Source organism: Mangrovibacter plantisponsor (assembly GCF_003182475.1).
GTDB lineage: Bacteria > Pseudomonadota > Gammaproteobacteria > Enterobacterales > Enterobacteriaceae > Mangrovibacter > Mangrovibacter plantisponsor.
This window is the reverse complement of record NZ_QGTS01000008.1, coordinates 100,631-121,168: the sequence shown is the minus strand read 5'-3', so window position 1 is coordinate 121,168 and position 20,538 is coordinate 100,631. Positions and strand designations below refer to the sequence as shown.

The window sequence follows — 20,538 nt, the reverse complement described above, 5'->3', positions numbered from 1 at the left end:
TTATTGCTGGTAATCAGGCTCACTTTCCAGTTCATTGTTATATAAATAATTTTATTTACTGCATAACCATGCGCTGAGGATGAATGCGATTCCACTCACAGATTTATCTGGTTATGGAACAAGAAAGAGAACTCGGTGCCTGTCAGGATCCCGCAATAGCACTGAAAATCAAAGGTTGCAGGGGGTGTTGCGCTAAATGATAAGGTAATGCTATTGTCGATTGCTCGGGAATGGTTGTTTGAAAACTATGCAATCGTCTGTTTATACAGGGATGCTTCGTTTTACAATTAAGAAACATTAATAAAACAAAAAAATTTATAATTTAAAAATTATTTAAAATTTCATTGCCTGGTGTTAACGTATCAGCATAGGTGATGATACGTGAAACGTTTAACCTCTATAAAACCCTGCGCATCATCACTCTCGATGGCATACCGAATCTCTGAAAACGCTTTCAATTGCGATAATAAAGTTATAAGGCTATGAAGTTATGAAAAAAATCGCTGCCGGGCAATATGAGCCGGGGACAGGGAACAACGGATTGGCTTCCTCTGCCACTGCAACAAAAATGCAGGAAATAGATGTTTTGCTTATTGGTGGCGGCATTATGAGCGCCACGCTGGGCACCTATTTGCAGGAGCTTGAGCCAGACTGGTCTATCACTATGGTAGAACGTCTGGATAATGTGGCTCAGGAAAGCTCCAATGGCTGGAATAATGCCGGTACAGGGCACTCCGCGCTAATGGAACTGAACTACACGCCGGTTGATAAAAACGGCGCAGTCAGCACCAAAAAAGCTGTTGATATCAACGAAGCGTTTCAGATTTCACGCCAGTTCTGGGCCTGGCAGGTTCGGCAGGGTGTGTTGCAAAACCCGCGTTCCTTTATTCGCAGTGTCCCTCACGTCAGTTTTGTTTGGGGGCAGGATAACGTTAATTTCCTGCGGGCCCGTTATGCAGCACTGAAGGACCGCGTTCTGTTTCGTGGAATGTCTTATTCAGAAAATCACGAACAAATTAAAACCTGGGCACCGCTGGTCATGGAAGGGCGCGATGCTGCTCAGCCAGTTGCCGCAACCTGTACGGAAGGTGGCACTGATGTCAACTTCGGCGAAATTACCCGCCAACTGGTTGCTTCACTGAAGAAAAAAGCCAATTTCCATTTACGCCTGGGAACTGAAGTGCGGGATTTACACCGTAACCCTGATAATAGCTGGACGGTGACCCTGCTTGATAAAGCCAGCAAAACATCACACCGGGTGAAAGCAAAAGCTGTTTTCATTGGCGCTGGTGGCGCGGCACTCAAACTGCTGCAAAAATCGGGTATTCCTGAAGCGAAAGCATATGCGGGCTTCCCGGTAGGCGGGCAATTTTTAGTGTGCGACAAGCCTGAAGTGGTCAACAAACACCTGGCGAAGGTCTATGGGAAAGCCTCTGTTGGTGCTCCGCCTATGTCTGTTCCGCATATTGATACCCGTGTACTGGATGGTAAACGGGTTCTGTTGTTCGGCCCATTCGCCACTTTCTCCACGCGTTTCCTGAAAAATGGCTCGCTGTGGGATTTGCCGTCATCAACCCGGCCATCCAACCTGATGCCGATGGTGCATGTTGGGCTTGATAATTTCAGTCTTGTGAAATACCTGGTCGGGCAGGTAGTGCAGTCTGATAAAGATCGCCTGGCAGCGTTACGTGAATATTATCCACAAGCACAGAAAGAAGACTGGCGCTTGTGGCAGGCAGGCCAGCGTGTTCAGGTTATTGAGCGGGACACGAAAAAAGGCGGTGTATTACGGCTGGGAACGGAAGTGGTGAGCGACAAACAGGGTACGGTAGCGGCTTTATTGGGCGCTTCTCCCGGTGCTTCAACTTCTGCACCTATTATGCTTGATGTAATGCGTAGCTTGTTTGCCGACAAAATGCTGAGTGCAGACTGGCAGGTAAAACTGAAAGCCATGTTGCCTTCTCTTGGCCACCAACTGGATGAAGACAGTGCGATGGCGGAGCACATTCTGGATTACACCAGTGATGTGCTGGAGCTGGTGCATAACACCACCCCGGTTAACCAGGCTGCTCCATCGCCAGAAGGTGAACTGGTAGAAGATGAACTGGTGGTGGATATCGCTATCTGACTGACCGCTTTGCAATAAAAAAGAAAACGCGCTACGGAGTAAAACCGGGCGCGTTTTTTTATGGACGGATAAAATCGCTGCTGGATGTCAGGGTTTACGGGCAATTAGCACCGCACGTAATGGTGCCGGGTAACCCTCGCAGGTCAGATGCGGGTTTTGCGGGTCGAGAAAGTCAGCCAAAGATTCGGTTTCCATCCAGGCTGTCCGGCGTTGTTCATCTACCGTGGTGTAGTTATGGTCAACAATACGTACATCGACAAAACCGCATTTTTCAAGCCAGTTTTTCAGCGCCAGAGCAGACGGAATAAAGTACACATTGCGCATCTGTGCATAACGCGCACCTGGTACCAGAACATCCTGCTCATCACCTTCAATTACCAGCGTTTCCAGCACCAGTTCCCCGCCACTGACCAACTGGTTCTTCAACTGCCACAGATGGTCGAGCGGCGAGCGGCGGTGGTACAGCACGCCCATTGAGAACACAGTGTCGAACGCTTCGAGCGCCGGTAACTGTTCGATTCCCAGCGGGAGCAAATGCGCGCGCTGGTCATTGCCCAGTAATTTACGTACCGCTTCAAACTGGCAGAGAAATAGCTGAGTGGGGTCAATCCCCACTGCGAGTTTTGCGCCAGCGCCCACCATGCGCCACATGTGGTAACCACTGCCACAGCCGACATCAAGCACCAGCCGGTCTGCCAGTGGTGAAATATGCGGAGCGACACGGTCCCATTTCCAGTCAGAGCGCCACTCAGTATCGATATGGACACCATAAAAATCATAAGGGCCCTTGCGCCACGGCATGAGTTGCTGGAGCAGGCGGGTTAACCCGGTAATTTGCCCTTCACTGAGTGGGGTTGCGCTGCGTGTACTTACGCTGTTGACTAAATCAACATGGTCAGGAGTGCGCTCTGGCAGAAAAGAAACGGCATTTTGCCAGTGTTTGAGCTGGCCATGTTGCCCTTCGCGCTGCCATTGTGCTATTTGCGCGGGTAAAGTCTCCAGCCAGTGTGCCAGTGGGCCGGTTGCAATCTGGCTGTAAAATTGCCCAAAGTCAGTCACGCTGATTCTCCTGATTTAATGGCAACCAGAGAACCAAAGTTAAAACACTGGAACCAGAGTTCGCAATGCGTGAACCCGGCGGCCTGTAACCTTGCTTTATGGGTATCGACGGAGTCAGTCAGCATCACGTTTTCCAGCATGCTGCGTTTCTGGCTGATTTCCAGTTCGCTGTAGCCATTGGCGCGTTTAAAATCCAGGTGCATATCAAACAACAGTTCACCCATTTGCTGATCCGGAAAGCTGAACTTTTCCGATAACACCAGCGCGCCACCCGGGTTCAGGCCCTGGTAAATTTTGCTGAGCAGTGCCAGTCGGTCATCCGGTGCGAGAAACTGCAAGGTGAAATTAAGGATCACCAGTGAAGCATTCTCAATTGGCACATCACGAATATCGGCTTCTAATACATCAACAGGCGTGGCTGCACGGAACGCGTCCAGATGACGGCGGCAACGTTCAACCATTGGCGCTGAGTTATCGACAGCAATAATCCGGCAATCTTCATGCGTGATATTACGCCGCGCCGAAAGTGTGGCTGCGCCCAGCGAGCAACCTAAGTCGTAAACCTGGCTTGCTGGCGTAACGAAGCGCCCGGCCAGCATGCCTATCATAGAGATAATGTTGGAGTAGCCCGGTACCGAGCGTTGGATCATATCCGGGAAAACTTCAGCAACCCGTTCATCAAAGGTCCAGTCGCCAAGGCTGGCGATAGGCGCAGAGAACAGCATGTCGCGGTTAGACATAACGAGGAATCCGAGAATTACAAAGTGCCGTATTGTGCGTTAACGGAACGAGAAAACCAACTCCCATGGCATAAACCACAGATTACCGAGCACCATTAACACTAAAGAGTGCCAGGTACAGGCCATGCCCGCCCTGCGCCAGGGGAAAAGCCGGTGCCGGTAGCCGTAGTAATGCATGATTCGCCCAATAAGCAAAATGCTGCCGCATGCATGCACCATCCAGTAGGCAGCGCCATTCATTTCGAAAAAGAGCAACAAGATAAGCCCGACGGGAATGTACTCTACTGCATTGCCATGTACGCGAATGGCGCTTTGCAGTTCAGAAAAACCCCCGTCACCATAGGCAACATGGTACTGCACGCGAATTCTGACTACATCAACAGACAACTTAAGCAACAATAACGCGCCAAGAACTGCATACAGTGCGCTGACCATAAAAACTCCATTTTTTTGCCCAACCTTACGTGAGCTGAAACAATAATAGCCTGAACGTGCTGGTCTGTCGCCAGGCTATCAAAACAAGGTGGACTGTTCCGGTTGCGCGGGTGGTGGTGTGAAACCGGGCGCCAGGCGCTGGAGTTCGGGTAATAACGTCGTCACAATTTGGTGAACTTCACCAATATCCGGGGTGTGCAAAAACAAGAATGGGTTATGGTCTGCAGACCAGCCAGACAGGCGGTTAATCCAGTTATTGAACAAACCAGCGCTTTGCGGCATATCATCACTGGCGATGAACCGCACAACAGGCATGGTTCCGGTTAGCACCGCATGAACCGGAAGCCGTGGTTTTTTGCGCTGCGCTTCCACCATAGCAGGGGTTGAGGCTGTGGCTGAATGCACTGGTCTACTGTCGAGGATTACCCGGTTTACGCCCCGGGCATGCAGCCCCTGGTTTAATGCCCGTTCTGCATCGCCTTTTTCGAAAAACGCCGGGTGGCGTACTTCAACGCCCCAGTTGAAACCCTGCGGTAAGGCGCCAAGAAACGCCCATAAGGCAGGTAAATCCCGGGGAGAAAAAGCCGCCGGGAGTTGCAGCCAGTATTGAGCGACACGCTCTGCCAGTGGCTCCATTCGTTGCAAAAATTCCTGCGTCAAACTTGCGCAATCGCGTAGTGCCGCCTGGTGGCTGATAGTGGCCGGGAATTTGAAACAAAAGCGGAAGTCATCGTGGCTCATTGCCCGCCAGCGCATAACGGTTTCTGCAGAAGGAACAGCATACAGCGTGGTGTTGCCTTCAACACAGTTGAAATAACGCGCATACTCTTCCAGTGATGTAATACCCCATTGCCGCCACTTAGGGTGTGACCACTGGGGTAAACCAATATACAACATAACTGTTTAGCACCTGCTTAGCCTTGCAATGGGGCGTATGAATTTACGCAGGGTAACCGGTTGTGGCAAAAGTTACAAAGAATGGCACCTTACGTGTTAATGCCGTTACCCGGCTAGTTATTTTTGTTAAATTTAGCCCACAGATGCAAGCCCGCGCACAGCAATCAATCAGCCAGGGTGCGATGGGCTTATCGGCAGGCGGAATTTCCAGTATAATAGCCGCCTTTTTTCATCCAGTTGTGGCTATCAGCCAACGCTGCGGGGCGTTTTTCTCTAACTGAAAAGCAGTACCGGCGCAGCGAAGTTAAGGGATATCTCATGCGTACAGATTATTGTGGGCAGCTCAATCTGTCCCATGTTGGGCAGCAGGTAACACTGTGTGGTTGGGTTAATCGCCGTCGCGATCTCGGTAGTCTTATTTTTATTGATATGCGCGACCGTGAAGGCATCGTGCAGGTTTTCTTCGACCCGGATCGCCAGCAGGCCTTTGGTGCTGCGGCTGAACTGCGTAATGAGTTCTGCATTCAGGTTACGGGTGTTGTTCGCGCGCGTGATGAAAAGAACGTAAACCGTGATATGGCAACTGGCGAAGTGGAAGTATTTGCCACTGACCTCAATATCATCAACCGCTCAGAACCACTTCCGCTGGACTCCAATCAGGTCAATACTGAAGAAGCGCGTCTGAAATACCGCTATCTGGACTTACGCCGTCCGGAAATGGCACAACGCCTGAAAACTCGTGCCAAAATCACCAGTTTTGTGCGCCGGTTTATGGATGAGCACGGGTTTTTGGATATCGAAACGCCAATGCTGACCAAAGCTACCCCGGAAGGTGCGCGTGACTACCTGGTTCCCAGCCGCGTTCATAAAGGGAAGTTTTACGCGTTGCCGCAATCTCCCCAGTTGTTCAAACAGCTGCTGATGATGTCTGGCTTCGATCGCTACTATCAAATTGTTAAATGCTTCCGCGACGAAGACCTGCGTGCTGACCGCCAGCCTGAGTTTACCCAAATTGATGTGGAAACCTCCTTCCTGTCCGCAGAGCAAGTGCGCGAAACTATGGAAGCGATGATCCGTAAGTTATGGCTGGAAATCAAAGGTGTTGACCTGGGTGATTTCCCGGTCATGACATTTGCTGAGGCAGACCGGCGCTACGGCTCTGATAAGCCAGACCTGCGCAATCCAATGGAACTGGTTGATGTTGCGGACCTGGTAAAATCTGTTGAATTTAAAGTGTTCGCAGGCCCGGCCAATGACGCCAAAGGCCGTGTTGCGGCATTGCGTGTTCCAGGCGGCGCACACCTGACCCGTAAACAAATTGATGAATACGGTAAATTTGTTGAGATCTACGGTGCCAAAGGCCTGGCGTATATCAAAGTTAACCAGCGTGATGCCGGTCCTGAAGGCATTAATAGCCCGGTGGCTAAATTCTTAACGGCAGAAATTATTGAAGCCATCCTCACCCGCACTAGGGCGCAGGACGGTGACATGATTTTCTTCGGTGCTGATAAAGCCCGTACCGTTTCTGACGCCATGGGTGCGCTGCGCCTTAAAGTAGGTAAAGACCTGCAAATCACCGACGACAAAGCCTGGGCCCCGCTATGGGTTATCGACTTCCCCATGTTTGAAGAAGATGGCGAAGGTGGTCTGGCTGCCATGCACCATCCGTTTACCTCGCCGCGTGATATGTCTCCGGCTGAACTGAAAACCGCACCAGAAACCGCGATTGCCAATGCTTACGATATGGTTATCAACGGCTATGAAGTGGGTGGTGGTTCAGTGCGTATTCATAATGGTGAAATGCAGCAAACCGTATTTGGAATTTTGGGTATCAATGAGCATGAACAGCGCGAAAAATTTGGCTTCCTGCTGGATGCACTGAAATATGGTACGCCTCCTCATGCTGGCCTGGCATTTGGCCTTGATCGCCTGACCATGTTGCTGACCGGGACGGAAAATATTCGTGATGTAATCGCGTTCCCGAAAACGACAGCCGCAGCATGCCTGATGACTGAGGCACCCAGCTTCGCTAACCCGGCCGCCCTGGAAGAGTTAAGCCTGCAAGTGGTGAAAAAGAACGCTCAGGAGAATAAGTAACATGGCATTTAAACGGCCTGTCTCTGTTCTGGTGGTGATCTATGCCCAGGACACTGGCCGGGTGTTAATGTTACAACGGCGTGATGACCCCACATTCTGGCAGTCTGTGACAGGCAGCCTGGAAGAGGGGGAAAGCGCCGTGGATGCCGCACTTCGCGAAGTAAAGGAAGAGGTCGCCATTGATGTTGCCAGTGAGCAACTGGCCTTGATCGACTGCCAGCGGCGTGTGGAGTTTGAAATATTTACACATTTACGTCATCGCTATGCCCCGGGCATTGTGCGCAATGTAGAGTCATGGTTCTGCCTGGCTCTGCCCCACGAACGGTCTGTTGTGATTTCAGAACATCTTGACTGGAAATGGGTGAGCGCGGCAGATGCAGCGGTACTCACTAAGTCCTGGAGTAACCGGCAGGCGATTGAAGAGTTTGTAATCGATGCCGCCTGAATAAGGCGTTTTTGGAGAAAGTTATGGCAGGTCATAGTAAATGGGCCAACACGAAGCACCGCAAAGCGGCACAGGATGCCAAACGCGGTAAAATTTTTACCAAAATTATTCGCGAGCTGGTTACGGCTGCCCGTTTGGGTGGCGGCGATCCGGGGTCTAACCCGCGTTTGCGTGCTGCTGTTGATAAAGCGCTGGCAAACAACATGACGCGCGACACCTTAAACCGCGCGATTCAGCGTGGCGTGGGTGGCGATGACGACGCAAACATGGAAACCATCATTTATGAAGGTTACGGCCCTGGCGGTACAGCCGTTATGGTTGAATGCCTGAGTGACAACCGTAACCGTACGGTTGCCGAAGTGCGTCATGCTTTCACTAAAACCGGTGGTAACCTGGGTACTGATGGTTCGGTTGCTTACCTGTTCAGCAAAAAAGGGGTTATCTCTTTTGAAGCAGGTGACGAAGACACCATTATGGAAGCAGCGTTGGAAGCAGGTGCGGAAGATGTTGTCGCATACGATGATGGTGCTGTCGATGTTTACACTGCCTGGGAAGAAATGGGCGCTGTGCGTGATGCACTGGAAGCGGCAGGCCTGAAAGCCGATGCTGCTGAAGTTGCAATGATCCCGTCGACCAAAGCGGATATGGATGAAGACACAGCACCGAAATTGCTGCGCCTTATCGATATGCTGGAAGACTGCGATGACGTGCAGGAAGTCTACCACAACGGTGAGATCTCCGACGAAGTCGCGGCGACCCTTTGATTATTGCACCAGCACGCCATATGCCGGAGGCGGGTGATGTCCATTATTCTGGGTATTGATCCTGGCTCCCGCATTACTGGCTATGGCGTAATACGCCAGACGGGGCGGCAACTGAGTTACCTGGGTAGCGGATGCATCCGCACTCAGGTGACAGACCTCCCGTCACGGCTGAAACTGATTTACGCTGGCGTCAGCGAAATTATCACCCAGTTTGCCCCGGATTATTTCGCCATTGAGCAAGTCTTTATGGCAAAAAACGCCGACTCAGCTTTAAAACTGGGGCAGGCACGCGGGGTGGCAATTGTTGCTGCTGTTAACCATGACTTACCGGTGTTTGAATATGCTGCAAGGCAGGTTAAACAAACGGTAACAGGGATTGGTAGTGCCGAGAAAGCGCAGGTTCAGCACATGGTGCGCAGGTTACTCAACCTGCCTTCTAACCCGCAGGCGGATGCCGCGGATGCCCTGGCGATTGCCATTACGCATTGCCATATCAGCCAGAATGCGATTCAGGCTGGTTCAGCGAGGCTAAATTTGGCGCGAGGCAGGTTGCGGTAAATCAGGCTGGATATTTATCCAGCCTTTTTTATATTATAGGTACCGTTAATTCCGTCCAATAAAGATCAGGAGCAAAGTGTGATAGGCCGACTCAGAGGGATTGTGCTGGAAAAGCAACCGCCTCAGGTATTGCTGGAGACAGGTGGCGTGGGTTACGAAATCCACATGCCAATGACCTGCTTCTATGAGCTGCCTGAAGTAGGTAAAGAAGCGGTGGTGTTTACGCACTTTGTGGTACGAGAAGATGCGCAACTACTGTTTGGGTTTAATAATAAGCAGGAACGCACACTGTTTCGTGAGCTAATCAAAGTAAATGGTGTTGGGCCGAAACTGGCGCTGGCTATTTTATCAGGGATGTCGGCACAGCAGTTTGTGAATGCTGTTGAACGGGAAGAACCCGCTTCGTTAGTGAAGCTTCCCGGTATCGGTAAAAAAACAGCAGAACGCCTGGTGGTTGAAATGAAAGACCGCTTTAAAGGCATGCACGGTGACCTGTTTACCCCTGCGGCTGATTTGGTCTTGAGTGCGCCTGCGAGTGCCGCAGCCGATGACGCTGAAGCTGAAGCCGTAGCCGCACTGGTGGCTTTGGGTTATAAACCTCAGGAAGCAAGCCGTATGGTTTCGAAAGTGGCAACATCTGGCGCGAACAGTGAAACACTGATTCGTGAAGCGTTGCGCGCAGTGCTGTGAGGTAAACAATGATTGAAGCCGACCGTCTGGTTTCGCCAGACAACCAGGGCCCGGAAGACAACATCGACAGGGCGATCCGCCCTAAAATGCTGCAGGAATATGTTGGTCAGCCTGAAGTGCGCAAGCAGATGGAGATTTTTATTGAAGCGGCGCGTTTGCGTGGCGATGCGCTCGACCATCTGCTGATTTTTGGCCCGCCGGGGCTTGGGAAAACCACGCTGGCAAATATCGTGGCGAACGAAATGGGCGTGAATTTACGTACTACTTCCGGGCCTGTGCTTGAAAAAGCTGGCGACCTGGCGGCGATGCTGACTAATCTCGAACCCAACGATGTGTTGTTTATCGATGAAATCCACCGCCTTTCTCCGGTGGTGGAAGAAGTACTGTACCCGGCAATGGAAGACTACCAGCTCGATATCATGATAGGTGAAGGGCCGGCTGCTCGTTCAATCAAGATTGATTTGCCACCCTTTACACTGGTGGGGGCAACCACGCGGGCCGGGTCGCTGACTTCGCCTTTACGTGACCGTTTCGGGATAGTGCAGCGCCTGGAATTTTATCAGGTAAATGACCTGCAACATATCGTCGCCCGTAGCGCCGGGTTTATGGGGCTGGATATGGCGGCAGATGCTGCACTGGAGCTGGCACGCAGGGCGCGAGGAACACCCCGTATCGCTAACCGGTTACTACGCCGGGTAAGAGATTACGCAGAAGTGCGCCATAACGGAGTGATCAGCGCTGATGTCGCGAGCCAGGCGCTGGATATGCTGAATGTTGATGTCCATGGTTTTGACTATATGGACCGTAAATTGCTGCTGGCAATTATCGACAAATTTATGGGTGGCCCGGTCGGGCTGGATAACCTGGCCGCAGCGATTGGTGAAGAGCGCGAAACCATCGAAGACGTTCTTGAACCCTATCTGATTCAGCAAGGGTTTATTCAACGTACACCACGCGGGCGTATGGCGACAAACCGTGCCTGGCAGCACTTCGGGATTACTCCACCGGAAAACGGCTGATTATCAGTGGTGCGTATTCACAAACCAGCACCAACTGGCCAGTACAATAAAGCCCCTGCCGGGTAAAACCGTGCAGGGGCTTTATTATTCACTGGAACCGCAATTACACCGCAGTCTTTTTCATCATGCTGAGCATGAACAGGCAGGCAGCGCTTAACACTACTGAAGGCCCGGCCGGGGTGTCATAGAAAGCAGAAAAAGCCAGGCCGCCAGTAACCGCCAGAATGCCCACCAGTACGGCATAACCTGCCATTTGCTCCGGAGTGCGTGCAAAGCGGCGGCCAGTTGCAGCCGGAATAATCAGCAGTGATGTAATAATTAGTGCGCCGACGAACTTCATGGAAACACCTATCGTTAGCGCGGTAACCAGCATCAGCATCAGCTTTACCCGCTGGATACGTACACCATCGACAAATGCCAGTTCAGGGCTGATAGTCATAGCCAGCAAGCTGCGCCATTGCCAGCAAAGTAGTCCAATAACGACACACACGCCAAGTGCAATCGTCACTAAATCTGTTGGGGTGACTGCCAATAAATCACCAAACAGGTAGGCCATTAAATCGACCCGGACATTTGCCATCAGGCTGACCACAACCAGGCCTAACGACAGGGCACTGTGTGCAAGGATGCCGAGTAAAGTATCAACAGCAAGATGCTGGCGTTTCTCAAGCCAGACTAACCCTGCCGCAAGCACCAGTGTTACGGCGATAACTGCATAGAATGGGCTGACATTGAGCAATAAACCGAACGCCACGCCAAGCAAAGATGCGTGAGCCAGTGTGTCACCAAAATAAGACATCCGCCGCCAGACGACAAACGACCCCAGTGGCCCGGCAGCACAGGCCAGTAACACACCCGCAATCCAGCCGGGTAAAAGAATTTCTATCATGAAGCGCCATTCCCTTTGCGTAATACAATGCGGCCACGTAAATCATGGCGGTGATTATGGTGGTGGCGGTAGACAGCGAGTTGTTCCGCTCCTGTGGCGCCAAACATCGCGATAAACTCTGGGTGCATAGACACGCTTTCTGGCGTGCCGGAGCAACAAATATGATGATTAAGGCACAGCACGTCATCGGTTTTCGCCATCACCAAATGCAGGTCATGAGAAACCATCAGCACTGCGCAATCCAGCTCTTTACGCAACTGGTCAATCAGGTTATAGAGTGCCAACTGTCCGTTCACATCCACACCCTGGGTGGGTTCATCCAGCACTAATAACTGCGGTGAATTCATCAAAGCCCTTGCCAGCAGAACCCGCTGGTTTTCCCCACCAGACAGTTTTTGCATAGGCGCTTCAAGCAGATGTGCAGCATTAACCCGTTTGAGGGCAGGGAGTAAATCTGCTTTTTTTACCCCCGGGCGTAAGCGCAAAAACCGGCTCACGGTAAGGGGCAGAGTGGCGTCCAGGTGGAGTTTTTGTGGGACATAGCCAATGCGCAACCCGCGGTCACGGTTGATTTTTCCTTCATCTGGCGCTACCAGGCCCAGTACTACACGCACCAGAGTGGATTTACCGGCGCCATTGGGCCCCAACAGCGTAAGGATGCGCCCGGGCTTAAGGGAGAATGAAATATCTGATAAAACACGCCGTTGCCCGAATGACACCGACACGTTTTCCAGTGAGACAAGATTGTTCATGGATTTAAACGTTGCAGAAGTTAACGAATGTTATAATATCACAAACTTCGCTGAAATGATGATGGAATAACGCATTATGTTACATAAAAAGACATTTCTTTGCGCAAGCTTTACAGTAGCGCTTTGGGCTGGCACTACTGTAGTGGCTCAGGCCGATGTTGTCACCTCAATTAAACCACTGGGTTTTATCGCATCCGCCATTGCTGATGGGGTGACTAAGACAGAAGTATTACTCCCGGATGGCGCATCTGCACACGACTACGCATTGAAACCCGGCGATATAATAAAATTAAAAAACAGTGAGTTAGTAGTGTGGGTTGGCCCAGAAATGGAGGCTTTCATGCAAAAGCCGGTGGCTCAACAGGCGGGTGATAAAAACATCGCTCTGTCCACCCTGGCAGCGGTGAAACCGTTACTCATGAAAGGTGATGACGACGACGATCATGACCATGAGCAGGGACATAGTGAAGAGGCTCATCATGACAAAAATGGTGATGATGATCACCATCATGGTGAGTACAACATGCATATCTGGCTTTCACCTGAAATATCAAGACTGGCAGCGGTTGCAATTCACGATAAATTAGTGGAACTTATGCCGAAAAATAAAGCCAAACTAGACGCAAACCTGCAGCAATTTGAGGCAGAATTAGCCCGCACGGACAAGCAGATTGCAGACGAGCTGTCACCGGTGAAAACGAAGGGGTATTTCGTTTTTCATGATGCGTATGGCTATTTTGAAAAACAGTACGGTCTGACATCTCTCGGGCACTTTACCGTAAACCCTGAAATTCAACCGGGTGCACAGCGTTTACATAACATCAGAACAGAGTTGGTTGAGCAAAAGGCGGTATGTGTCTTTGCTGAACCACAATTCAGACCAGCCGTTGTCGAGGCCGTTGCCCGTGGTACAGGGGTGCGCATTGGGACCCTGGACCCGTTAGGAAGTGGTATCGCGTTGGGTAAAGACAGCTACATGCAGTTTTTAACCCACTTGTCTCATCAGTACACGAGCTGTCTGAAAGGAGATTAACGAGGATTTTTGTACGTGCAACAGATAGCCCGCTCTGTCGCTATGGCTTTTAACAGCCTGCCCAGACCCCATCGCGTTTTGCTGGGGTCCCTGACAGTACTCACTTTATCGGTCGCCGTATGGCGGCCCTATGTTTACCATCCCGATGCCACACCCGTTGTGAAGGCATTGGATCTTCATGATAGCAAGCCCGCTCATACGCTGATGCCAGAGGCCAGTGAGCCCATTGATCAGACATCAGCAGATGATGTAGATGTTGCGTTACCACCTGATGATACAGCGACACAGGATGGCAGCGATGACACGGCATCAACCAATGGTGTCCAGGATTACGTGGTATCTACTGGTGATACACTGAGCAGTATTCTCAATCAATACGGTATTGATATGGGAGAAATCAGCCAGTTAACCAGCACCGATAAAGACCTGGAAAACCTCAAAATCGGCCAGCAACTCTCCTGGACGCTTACGCCTGACGGTAATTTGCAACAACTGTCATGGGACATTTCCCGGCGTGAAACCCGCGTCTATGATCGCACTGATAACGGTTTCAAACGCGATGTTGAAGTACAGCAGGGCGAATGGGTTAACCGGGTTGTTAAGGGCAAGGTTTCCGGGAGTTTTGTTGCCAGTGCCAGAGCCGCAGGGCTTAGCAGCAATGAAGTAAACGACGTGGTGAAAGCACTCCAGTGGCAAATGGATTTCCGCAAACTGAAAGCAGGAGATGAGTTTTCTGCGTTAATTTCTCGCGAACAACTTGATGGCAAACGTGCCCAGAGCCATTTACTTGGTGTGCGTTTGAAAACCGGTGGTAAAGACTACTTCGCTATCCGGGCTGATGATGGCAAATTCTACGACCAGAACGGTAATGGCCTGGCCAAAGGGTTCCTGAGGTTCCCAACCAGCCGCCAGTTCCGCGTGTCATCGAACTTTAATCCTCGCCGTCTGAACCCGGTTACCGGGCGCATTGCCCCTCACCGTGGTGTTGATTTTGCCATGCCCCAGGGGACGCCTGTGTTGTCTGTAGGCGATGGCGAGGTGATTGTAGCCAAACATGATGGCGCTGCGGGTAATTATGTCGCTATTCGCCATGGGCGCACATATACCACACGTTACATGCACCTGAAGAAACTGCTGGTGAAACCGGGTGATAAAGTGAAACGTGGTGAACGTATTGCACTTTCCGGTAATACAGGGCGTTCAACCGGGCCTCATCTGCATTTTGAAGTGTGGATTAACCAGCAGGCAGTTAACCCGCTGACGGCTAAACTGCCACGGACTGAAGGGCTGGCCGGGGCAGATCGCAGAGCTTACCTGGCACAGGTTCGTGAAATCAGACCGCAATTAGTGCTTAATTAAATCGTTTACCCGCCTGCAAGCCGGTACTTAATCAAGTGCCGGCTTTTCTTTTATCTGGTAGATTTAGCCCGCTAAAATAAAAGTAATACTGAGGACTGGCTGATAACGGCATGGAAAAGAGCAAAAAAGCGAATAGTGAATACATCCCTGAGTTTGAGTGCGCATTCCTGCACCCACGTTACTGGGGAGCATGGTTAGGTGTGGGCGCATTTGCCGCTCTGGCGCTGGTGCCGCCTAAATTACGTGATCCTTTACTGGGCTTTATCGGGATCAAAGCAGGCAGGTTAGCGGGTGGGGCACGCCGCCGGGCGCGTATCAATTTGTTCTATTGTTTTCCGGATATGCCGGAAGCAGAGCGTGAAGCTGTCATTGACCGGATGTTTGCCACCGCACCACAATCTATGGTGTTGATGGCTGAATTAGCACTACGTGGCCCTGAGCATGTGAAAAAACGTGTTCAGTGGCACCATGCGGAAATCATCGAAGAACTGCGTGCCAGGCAGGAGAATGTGATTTTTCTGGTGCCTCATGGCTGGGCTGTCGATATACCCGCTATGGTACTTGCGGCTCAGGGTAACAATATGGCTGCAATGTTCCATAACCAGGGTAACCCGGTATTTGATTATGCATGGAACACCGTAAGGCGGCGTTTTGGTGGCCGGTTGCATGCCCGTAATGATGGCATAAAGCCCTTTATCAGTTCTGTTCGGCAGGGCTACTGGGGCTATTACTTGCCCGATGAAGATCACGGCCCGGAACAAAGTGAATTTGTTGATTTCTTTGCTACCTACAAAGCAACCTTGCCTGCCATTGGACGGTTGATGAAGGTTTGCCGTGCGCGCGTAGTTCCTATGTTCCCGGTATACAACGCACAAACCCATAAGCTGGATATTTACCTGCGCCCACCGATGGACGATTTGCGTGAGGCCGACGATGCCACGATTGCACGGCGCATGAACGACGAGGTGGAACAGCTGGTTGGTCCAAATCCGGAACAGTACACCTGGATACTGAAGTTACTGAAAACACGTAAACCCGGCGAAACAGAGCCCTACAGGCGTAAAGAATTGTTCCCGCGGGGCAAGTGATAACTGAGGTTTCTATTGTTGCGCACAGAACAGCCTGGCTGCATTTTAGCCTGGCAGAAATAGTAAAGGGGCCATCAGGCCCCTTTATGCATCAGTTGAGAGTGAAAATATTACTCAACAGTAAGGATGCGCGTGGTATTTGTAGTGCCAACAGTACTCATGACATCACCCTGGGTAACGATAACCAGGTCACCTGACATCAGGTAGCCTTTATCGCGCAGCAGGTTAACGGCATCGTTGGCAGCAGAAACGCCATCGAGCTCGCTGTCGAAGTGCACTGGCGTCACCCCACGATAAAGCGCTGTGAGGTTCAGTGTGCGTTCATGACGTGACATCGCGAAAATCGGTAAACCGGAACTGATACGTGAGGTCATCAGTGCGGTACGGCCTGATTCTGTCATGGTAATAATCGCGGTTACACCTTTAAGGTGGTTTGCTGCATACATAGCAGACATGGCGATGGCTTCTTCAACATTTTCGAACTGAACATCAAGGCGATGTTTGGAAACGTTAATGCTGGGGATTTTTTCCGCGCCGACACACACACGTGCCATTGCTGCCACAGTTTCTGCCGGATACTGCCCGGCAGCAGTTTCTGCTGACAACATAACGGCATCAGTACCATCAAGCACTGCGTTAGCCACGTCCATAACTTCCGCACGTGTTGGCATCGGGTTAGTAATCATCGATTCCATCATCTGCGTGGCAGTAATCACTGCACGGTTGAGCTTACGGGCACGACGAATCAGTGTTTTCTGAATACCGACCAGTTCCGGGTCGCCAATTTCAACACCCAGGTCACCACGTGCAACCATCACTACATCAGACGCCATAATAATGTCGTCCATTGCTTCTTCAGTTGCGACAGCTTCTGCGCGTTCAACTTTGGCACAAATTTTTGCTTCACAGCCTGCGTCACGCGCCAGACGGCGGGCATAGTTCAGGTCTTCACCACAACGAGGGAAGGACACAGCGAGATAATCAACGCCAATTTTCGCGGCAGTAATGATGTCGGCTTTGTCTTTCTCAGTCAGCGCTTCAGCAGATAAACCCCCACCGAGTTTGTTAATCCCTTTATTGTTGGACAACGGGCCACCGACAGTTACTTCGGTAAACACTTTCATCCCCTGAACTTCCAGCACTTTTAGCTGCACACGTCCATCGTCAAGTAACAGGATATCACCGGGAACAACATCAGCAGGCAGGCCTTTATAATCAATGCCTACCTGTTCTTTGTCGCCTTCGCCTTTACCAAGGTTTGCATCCAGCAGGAATTTCTCGCCGATGTTCAGAAAGACTTTGCCTTCTTTGAAGGTGGACACACGAATTTTGGGCCCCTGGAGGTCGCCGAGAATAGCCACATGGCGCCCGAGTTTTGCCGCAATTTCGCGTACTTTATCTGCACGCATTTGGTGATCTTCGGGGGAGCCATGGGAGAAGTTCATGCGCACAACGTTAGCGCCTGCTGCGATAATTTTTTCAAGGTTATTATCGCGGTCAGTTGCCGGGCCTAACGTGGTGACAATTTTGGTTCTACGTAGCCGTCTGGACATTTATTACTCCGTTGACTGAAACAACTTGGTGTTGCGTGAATAAAACCCGGTATTTCTGCACGCCTGGTAACGCAAAGACAACATTAACCGAACGAACCGACTGATACAGCTTTAGTTATAAATTTCAATGCTGATCACCGGGTACCATCAAACCTTTATCAAACCGCGATTCTTTCAGGGCTTCTTTGACTCTCTTCAAGTTATCCCTGAATTTTGCACCACGGCGTAAAATGAAACCGGTTGCCAGAACATCAATCACAGTAAGTTGCGCAAGCCGTGAAACCATGGGCATATAAATATCGGTATCCTCAGGAACATCCAACAGAATTGCAAGTGTTGATTCCCAGGAAAGGGGAGAGCCGCTGGTTGTAATTGACAACACGATGGCATCGTTTTCACGAGCCAGTTGCGCAAGTTCGACCAGGTTTTTGGTGCGGCCAGTATGAGAAATCAGCACAACAACGTCATTTTCGCTACAATTCATGCAACTCATACGCTGAACAACAATATCGTCGGAATAGATGACCGGGACATTAAAACGGAAAAACTTGTTCATGGCATCGTGCGCAACAGCGGCCGATGAGCCCAACCCGAAAAACGCAATACGTTTTGCCTGAGTAAGAAGGTCTACGGCACGGTTAACGGCCTGCATATCAAGTTGCTGGCGCACATGGTCAAGGCTTGCCATGGCAGATTCAAAAATTTTTGCGGTATACCCTTCAACCGTATCGTCTTCGTCGACATTACGGTTGACATAAGGCGTTCCACTGGCAAGGCTTTGAGCCAGGTGTAATTTGAAGTCGGGAAACCCGCGCGTTTCCAGGCGGCGGCAGAAGCGGTTCACGGTCGGTTCACTCACGCCCGCCTCGCTTGCAAGAGTGGCAATACTCGAGTGCATGGCGCCGGAAGGCGAAGCCAGGATCACTTCGGCAACTTTTCGCTCCGACTTGCTAAGATGTTCCAGTTGAGACTGAATTTTGTCCAGCATGTTCATAGATTACAGCACACTCATTGATAAGGACGATTTCGCCATCTGGTGATACCGTGTCAATTTTGTGATGAATATACGCTTTTGCGGCAGATATTGGATACAACCTGTGGCAGGATGTTGTTGTTTTTTTTCATAACATGATCAGAGTCTTGTTTTCATAACACCAAAATCTGCCTCACCATGCCTTGTTTGCCCTCAGAAACAAGCCAGACGAGGCGCAAAACTGACAATTCTTTAAAACTTAGTCAATAAAATGCCTTTTGGCATCTGTACAGTGTTGTTAAAGATGTAAACACAGTACATTAGTATGAAAGAAAATTACAGATAAGGGCCTGGCTGAGTATCAGGCCAGACATAACGAGGAGACAAAGATGGCGGTAACGCAAACAGCTCAGGCGTGTGACCTGGTTATTTTCGGTGCGAAAGGGGACCTGGCGCGCCGGAAACTGTTGCCTTCCCTGTATCAATTGGAGAAAGCAGGCCAGCTCCATGACGACACGCGCATCATTGGTGTCGGGCGTGCTGACTGGGACAAAGCTGAATACACCAAAGTTATTCGTGAAGCGCTTGAAACCTTCATGAAGGAGAAAATCAACGAAGCGTTGTGGGATAAACTCAGCGCGCGGCTGGAATTCTGTAACCTGGATGTCAATGATACCAAAGCATTTACCCGGTTGGGCAAAGTGCTGGATCAGAAAAACCGTACCACCATTAACTACTTCGCTATGCCACCCAGCACTTTTGGCGCTATTTGCAAAGGGTTGGGCGAGGCGAAACTGAATGCCAAACCTGCGCGTGTTGTAATGGAAAAACCGCTGGGTACGTCTTTGGAAACTTCTCAGGAGATTAACAACCAGGTTGGGAAATATTTTGAAGAGTGCCAGGTGTACCGTATTGACCACTATTTAGGGAAAGAAACGGTACTGAACCTGCTGGCACTGCGTTTTGCCAACTCATTGTTTGTTAATAACTGGGACAACCGGACCATTGACCACGTTGAAATTACCGTAGCAGAAGAAGTGGGTATTGAAGGGCGCTGGGGCTATTTTGATAAAGCCGGTCAGATGCGCGATATGATTCAAAACCACCTGTTGCAAATTTTGTGCATGATTGCCATGTCACCACCGTCTGACCTGACGGCAGACAGCATCCGTGATGCCAAAGTTCAGGTACTGAAATCGCTTCGCCGCATTGATCGTTCAAATGTGCGTGAAAAAACAGTGCGTGGTCAATATACCGCCGGTTTTGCACAAGGCAAAAAAGTGCCAGGTTACCTGGAAGAGGAAGGGGCAAACAAAAGCAGTGGTACTGAAACGTTTGTCGCTATCCGGGTTGATATCGATAACTGGCGCTGGGCAGGGGTTCCATTCTACCTGCGTACCGGTAAACGCTTGCCGGCTAAATGCTCTGAGGTAGTGGTTTACTTCAAGAATCCGGAACTGAACTTGTTCAAGGAATCCTGGCAGGAATTGCCCCAGAACAAGCTGACTATTCGCCTGCAACCGGATGAAGGCGTTGATATTCAGATTCTGAACAAAGTGCCTGGTCTTGATCATAAGCACAACCTGCAAACGACCAAACTGGATCTGAGCTACTCTGAAACCTTTAACCAAACCCACCTGGCAGACGCTTATGAGCGCCTGTTACTGGAAACAATGCGCGGCATTCAGGCCTTGTTTGTGCGCCGTGATGAAGTGGAAGAGGCCTGGAAATGGGTTGACTCCATCACCGAAGCCTGGGCCGCTGATAATGAAGCACCAAAACCTTATCAGGCCGGGACGTGGGGGCCTGTAGCCTCCGTCGCCATGATCACCCGTGATGGCCGTTCCTGGAACGAGTTCGAGTAAGTTCTGGCAGGGGATCAGTTAGCTGTAACTTTACCGGTAACATGATCTAACACAGAAAGCAGGTAATTTTTTTTAAATTAAAGCCCTGACTGGATTCACCAGCGGGGCTTTTTTATTTACACTAGCTGAAGCGATTTTGCCCCTGGAGTGCGGTATATCAGGAATAAGAGCCGTTTTAAGTCTCACTGATATGT

The 20,538-nt window shown here is 50.6% G+C and carries 20 protein-coding genes; 12 read left to right on the top strand and 8 right to left on the bottom strand.

What is annotated here, in order from left to right; all coding sequences use genetic code 11:
* Window positions 1–490 precede the first annotated feature (490 nt).
* Window positions 491–2,128: a malate dehydrogenase (quinone) gene (gene mqo / locus DES37_RS14440; RefSeq protein WP_110026357.1), complete on the top strand. Its 1,638-nt coding sequence runs from the start codon at window positions 491–493 to the stop codon at window positions 2,126–2,128.
* 87 nt (window positions 2,129–2,215) lie between these two features.
* Here mqo and cmoB read toward each other — a convergent pair whose 3' ends face one another.
* From cmoB to DES37_RS14420, 4 genes are all read right to left on the bottom strand, one after another.
* Window positions 2,216–3,187: a tRNA 5-methoxyuridine(34)/uridine 5-oxyacetic acid(34) synthase CmoB gene (gene cmoB / locus DES37_RS14435; RefSeq protein WP_036111767.1), complete on the bottom strand. Its 972-nt coding sequence runs from the start codon at window positions 3,185–3,187 to the stop codon at window positions 2,216–2,218.
* Window positions 3,184–3,927, bottom strand: a complete 744-nt coding sequence (cmoA, locus tag DES37_RS14430; protein WP_036111764.1) for a carboxy-S-adenosyl-L-methionine synthase CmoA — start codon at window positions 3,925–3,927, stop codon at window positions 3,184–3,186. Before cmoA ends, cmoB begins: the two co-directional genes overlap by 4 nt.
* A gap of 39 nt (window positions 3,928–3,966) precedes the next feature.
* The gene (locus tag DES37_RS14425; RefSeq protein ID WP_110026355.1) at window positions 3,967–4,362 is read right to left on the bottom strand and encodes an MAPEG family protein; all 396 of its coding nucleotides are present in this window, start codon (window positions 4,360–4,362) and stop codon (window positions 3,967–3,969) included.
* Between the two features lie 78 nt (window positions 4,363–4,440).
* The gene (locus tag DES37_RS14420) at window positions 4,441–5,259 is read right to left on the bottom strand and encodes a DUF72 domain-containing protein (RefSeq protein ID WP_110026353.1); all 819 of its coding nucleotides are present in this window, start codon (window positions 5,257–5,259) and stop codon (window positions 4,441–4,443) included.
* Between the two features lie 62 nt (window positions 5,260–5,321).
* On the opposite strand from DES37_RS14420, the gene DES37_RS14415 reads away from it, so the two are divergent.
* The 7 genes from DES37_RS14415 to ruvB all read left to right on the top strand — a co-directional run bounded on the left by DES37_RS14415 (window position 5,322) and on the right by ruvB (window position 10,832).
* Window positions 5,322–5,540: a hypothetical protein gene (locus DES37_RS14415; RefSeq protein ID WP_036111757.1), complete on the top strand. Its 219-nt coding sequence runs from the start codon at window positions 5,322–5,324 to the stop codon at window positions 5,538–5,540.
* Window positions 5,541–5,577: 37 nt separating this feature from the next.
* Window positions 5,578–7,356, top strand: a complete 1,779-nt coding sequence (gene aspS / locus DES37_RS14410; protein WP_110026351.1) for an aspartate--tRNA ligase — start codon at window positions 5,578–5,580, stop codon at window positions 7,354–7,356.
* A 1-nt stretch (window position 7,357) separates the two neighbouring features.
* Complete coding sequence (nudB, locus tag DES37_RS14405) at window positions 7,358–7,801, top strand: dihydroneopterin triphosphate diphosphatase (protein WP_110026350.1); 444 nt, start codon at window positions 7,358–7,360, stop codon at window positions 7,799–7,801.
* A 23-nt stretch (window positions 7,802–7,824) separates the two neighbouring features.
* The gene (locus DES37_RS14400) at window positions 7,825–8,565 is read left to right on the top strand and encodes a YebC/PmpR family DNA-binding transcriptional regulator (RefSeq protein ID WP_036111749.1); all 741 of its coding nucleotides are present in this window, start codon (window positions 7,825–7,827) and stop codon (window positions 8,563–8,565) included.
* Window positions 8,566–8,601: 36 nt separating this feature from the next.
* Complete coding sequence (gene ruvC / locus DES37_RS14395; protein WP_110026348.1) at window positions 8,602–9,123, top strand: crossover junction endodeoxyribonuclease RuvC; 522 nt, start codon at window positions 8,602–8,604, stop codon at window positions 9,121–9,123.
* Between the two features lie 78 nt (window positions 9,124–9,201).
* Complete coding sequence (gene ruvA / locus DES37_RS14390) at window positions 9,202–9,813, top strand: Holliday junction branch migration protein RuvA (protein WP_064594186.1); 612 nt, start codon at window positions 9,202–9,204, stop codon at window positions 9,811–9,813.
* A gap of 8 nt (window positions 9,814–9,821) precedes the next feature.
* Window positions 9,822–10,832, top strand: coding sequence for a Holliday junction branch migration DNA helicase RuvB (gene ruvB, locus DES37_RS14385; protein WP_110026346.1), 1,011 nt, complete (start codon window positions 9,822–9,824; stop codon window positions 10,830–10,832).
* Window positions 10,833–10,935: 103 nt separating this feature from the next.
* Here ruvB and znuB read toward each other — a convergent pair whose 3' ends face one another.
* A complete protein-coding gene (gene znuB, locus DES37_RS14380; RefSeq protein ID WP_036111739.1) occupies window positions 10,936–11,721 on the bottom strand; it encodes a zinc ABC transporter permease subunit ZnuB in 786 nt (261 codons plus the stop codon).
* Complete coding sequence (gene znuC / locus DES37_RS14375) at window positions 11,718–12,473, bottom strand: zinc ABC transporter ATP-binding protein ZnuC (RefSeq protein ID WP_036111736.1); 756 nt, start codon at window positions 12,471–12,473, stop codon at window positions 11,718–11,720. The genes znuB and znuC overlap by 4 nt, the downstream gene beginning before the upstream one ends.
* Window positions 12,474–12,549: 76 nt before the next feature.
* On the opposite strand from znuC, the gene znuA reads away from it, so the two are divergent.
* The 3 genes from znuA (at window position 12,550) to lpxM (ending at window position 15,953) form a co-directional block, all read left to right on the top strand.
* Window positions 12,550–13,506: a zinc ABC transporter substrate-binding protein ZnuA gene (gene znuA / locus DES37_RS14370; RefSeq protein ID WP_036111734.1), complete on the top strand. Its 957-nt coding sequence runs from the start codon at window positions 12,550–12,552 to the stop codon at window positions 13,504–13,506.
* Between the two features lie 15 nt (window positions 13,507–13,521).
* A complete protein-coding gene (gene mepM, locus DES37_RS14365; RefSeq protein WP_036111732.1) occupies window positions 13,522–14,865 on the top strand; it encodes a murein DD-endopeptidase MepM in 1,344 nt (447 codons plus the stop codon).
* Window positions 14,866–14,975: 110 nt separating this feature from the next.
* Window positions 14,976–15,953 carry a lauroyl-Kdo(2)-lipid IV(A) myristoyltransferase gene (lpxM, locus tag DES37_RS14360; RefSeq protein ID WP_110026344.1) on the top strand — a complete coding sequence of 326 codons (978 nt, stop codon included), beginning with the start codon at window positions 14,976–14,978 and terminating at the stop codon, window positions 15,951–15,953.
* Window positions 15,954–16,063: 110 nt separating this feature from the next.
* Here the strand turns inward: lpxM and pyk are convergent, their stop codons facing one another.
* Together pyk and DES37_RS14350 are read right to left on the bottom strand one after the other, a co-directional pair.
* Window positions 16,064–17,506, bottom strand: a complete 1,443-nt coding sequence (gene pyk, locus DES37_RS14355) for a pyruvate kinase (protein ID WP_036111729.1) — start codon at window positions 17,504–17,506, stop codon at window positions 16,064–16,066.
* A 124-nt stretch (window positions 17,507–17,630) separates the two neighbouring features.
* Window positions 17,631–18,500 (bottom strand): MurR/RpiR family transcriptional regulator, encoded by an 870-nt coding sequence (locus tag DES37_RS14350; protein WP_036111727.1) that lies wholly within the window; start codon window positions 18,498–18,500, stop codon window positions 17,631–17,633.
* Window positions 18,501–18,868: 368 nt separating this feature from the next.
* On the opposite strand from DES37_RS14350, the gene zwf reads away from it, so the two are divergent.
* On the top strand, window positions 18,869–20,344 hold the full coding sequence (zwf, locus tag DES37_RS14345; RefSeq protein ID WP_036111725.1) for a glucose-6-phosphate dehydrogenase: 1,476 nt from the start codon (window positions 18,869–18,871) through the stop codon (window positions 20,342–20,344).
* The last annotated feature ends 194 nt before the right edge of the window (window positions 20,345–20,538 follow it).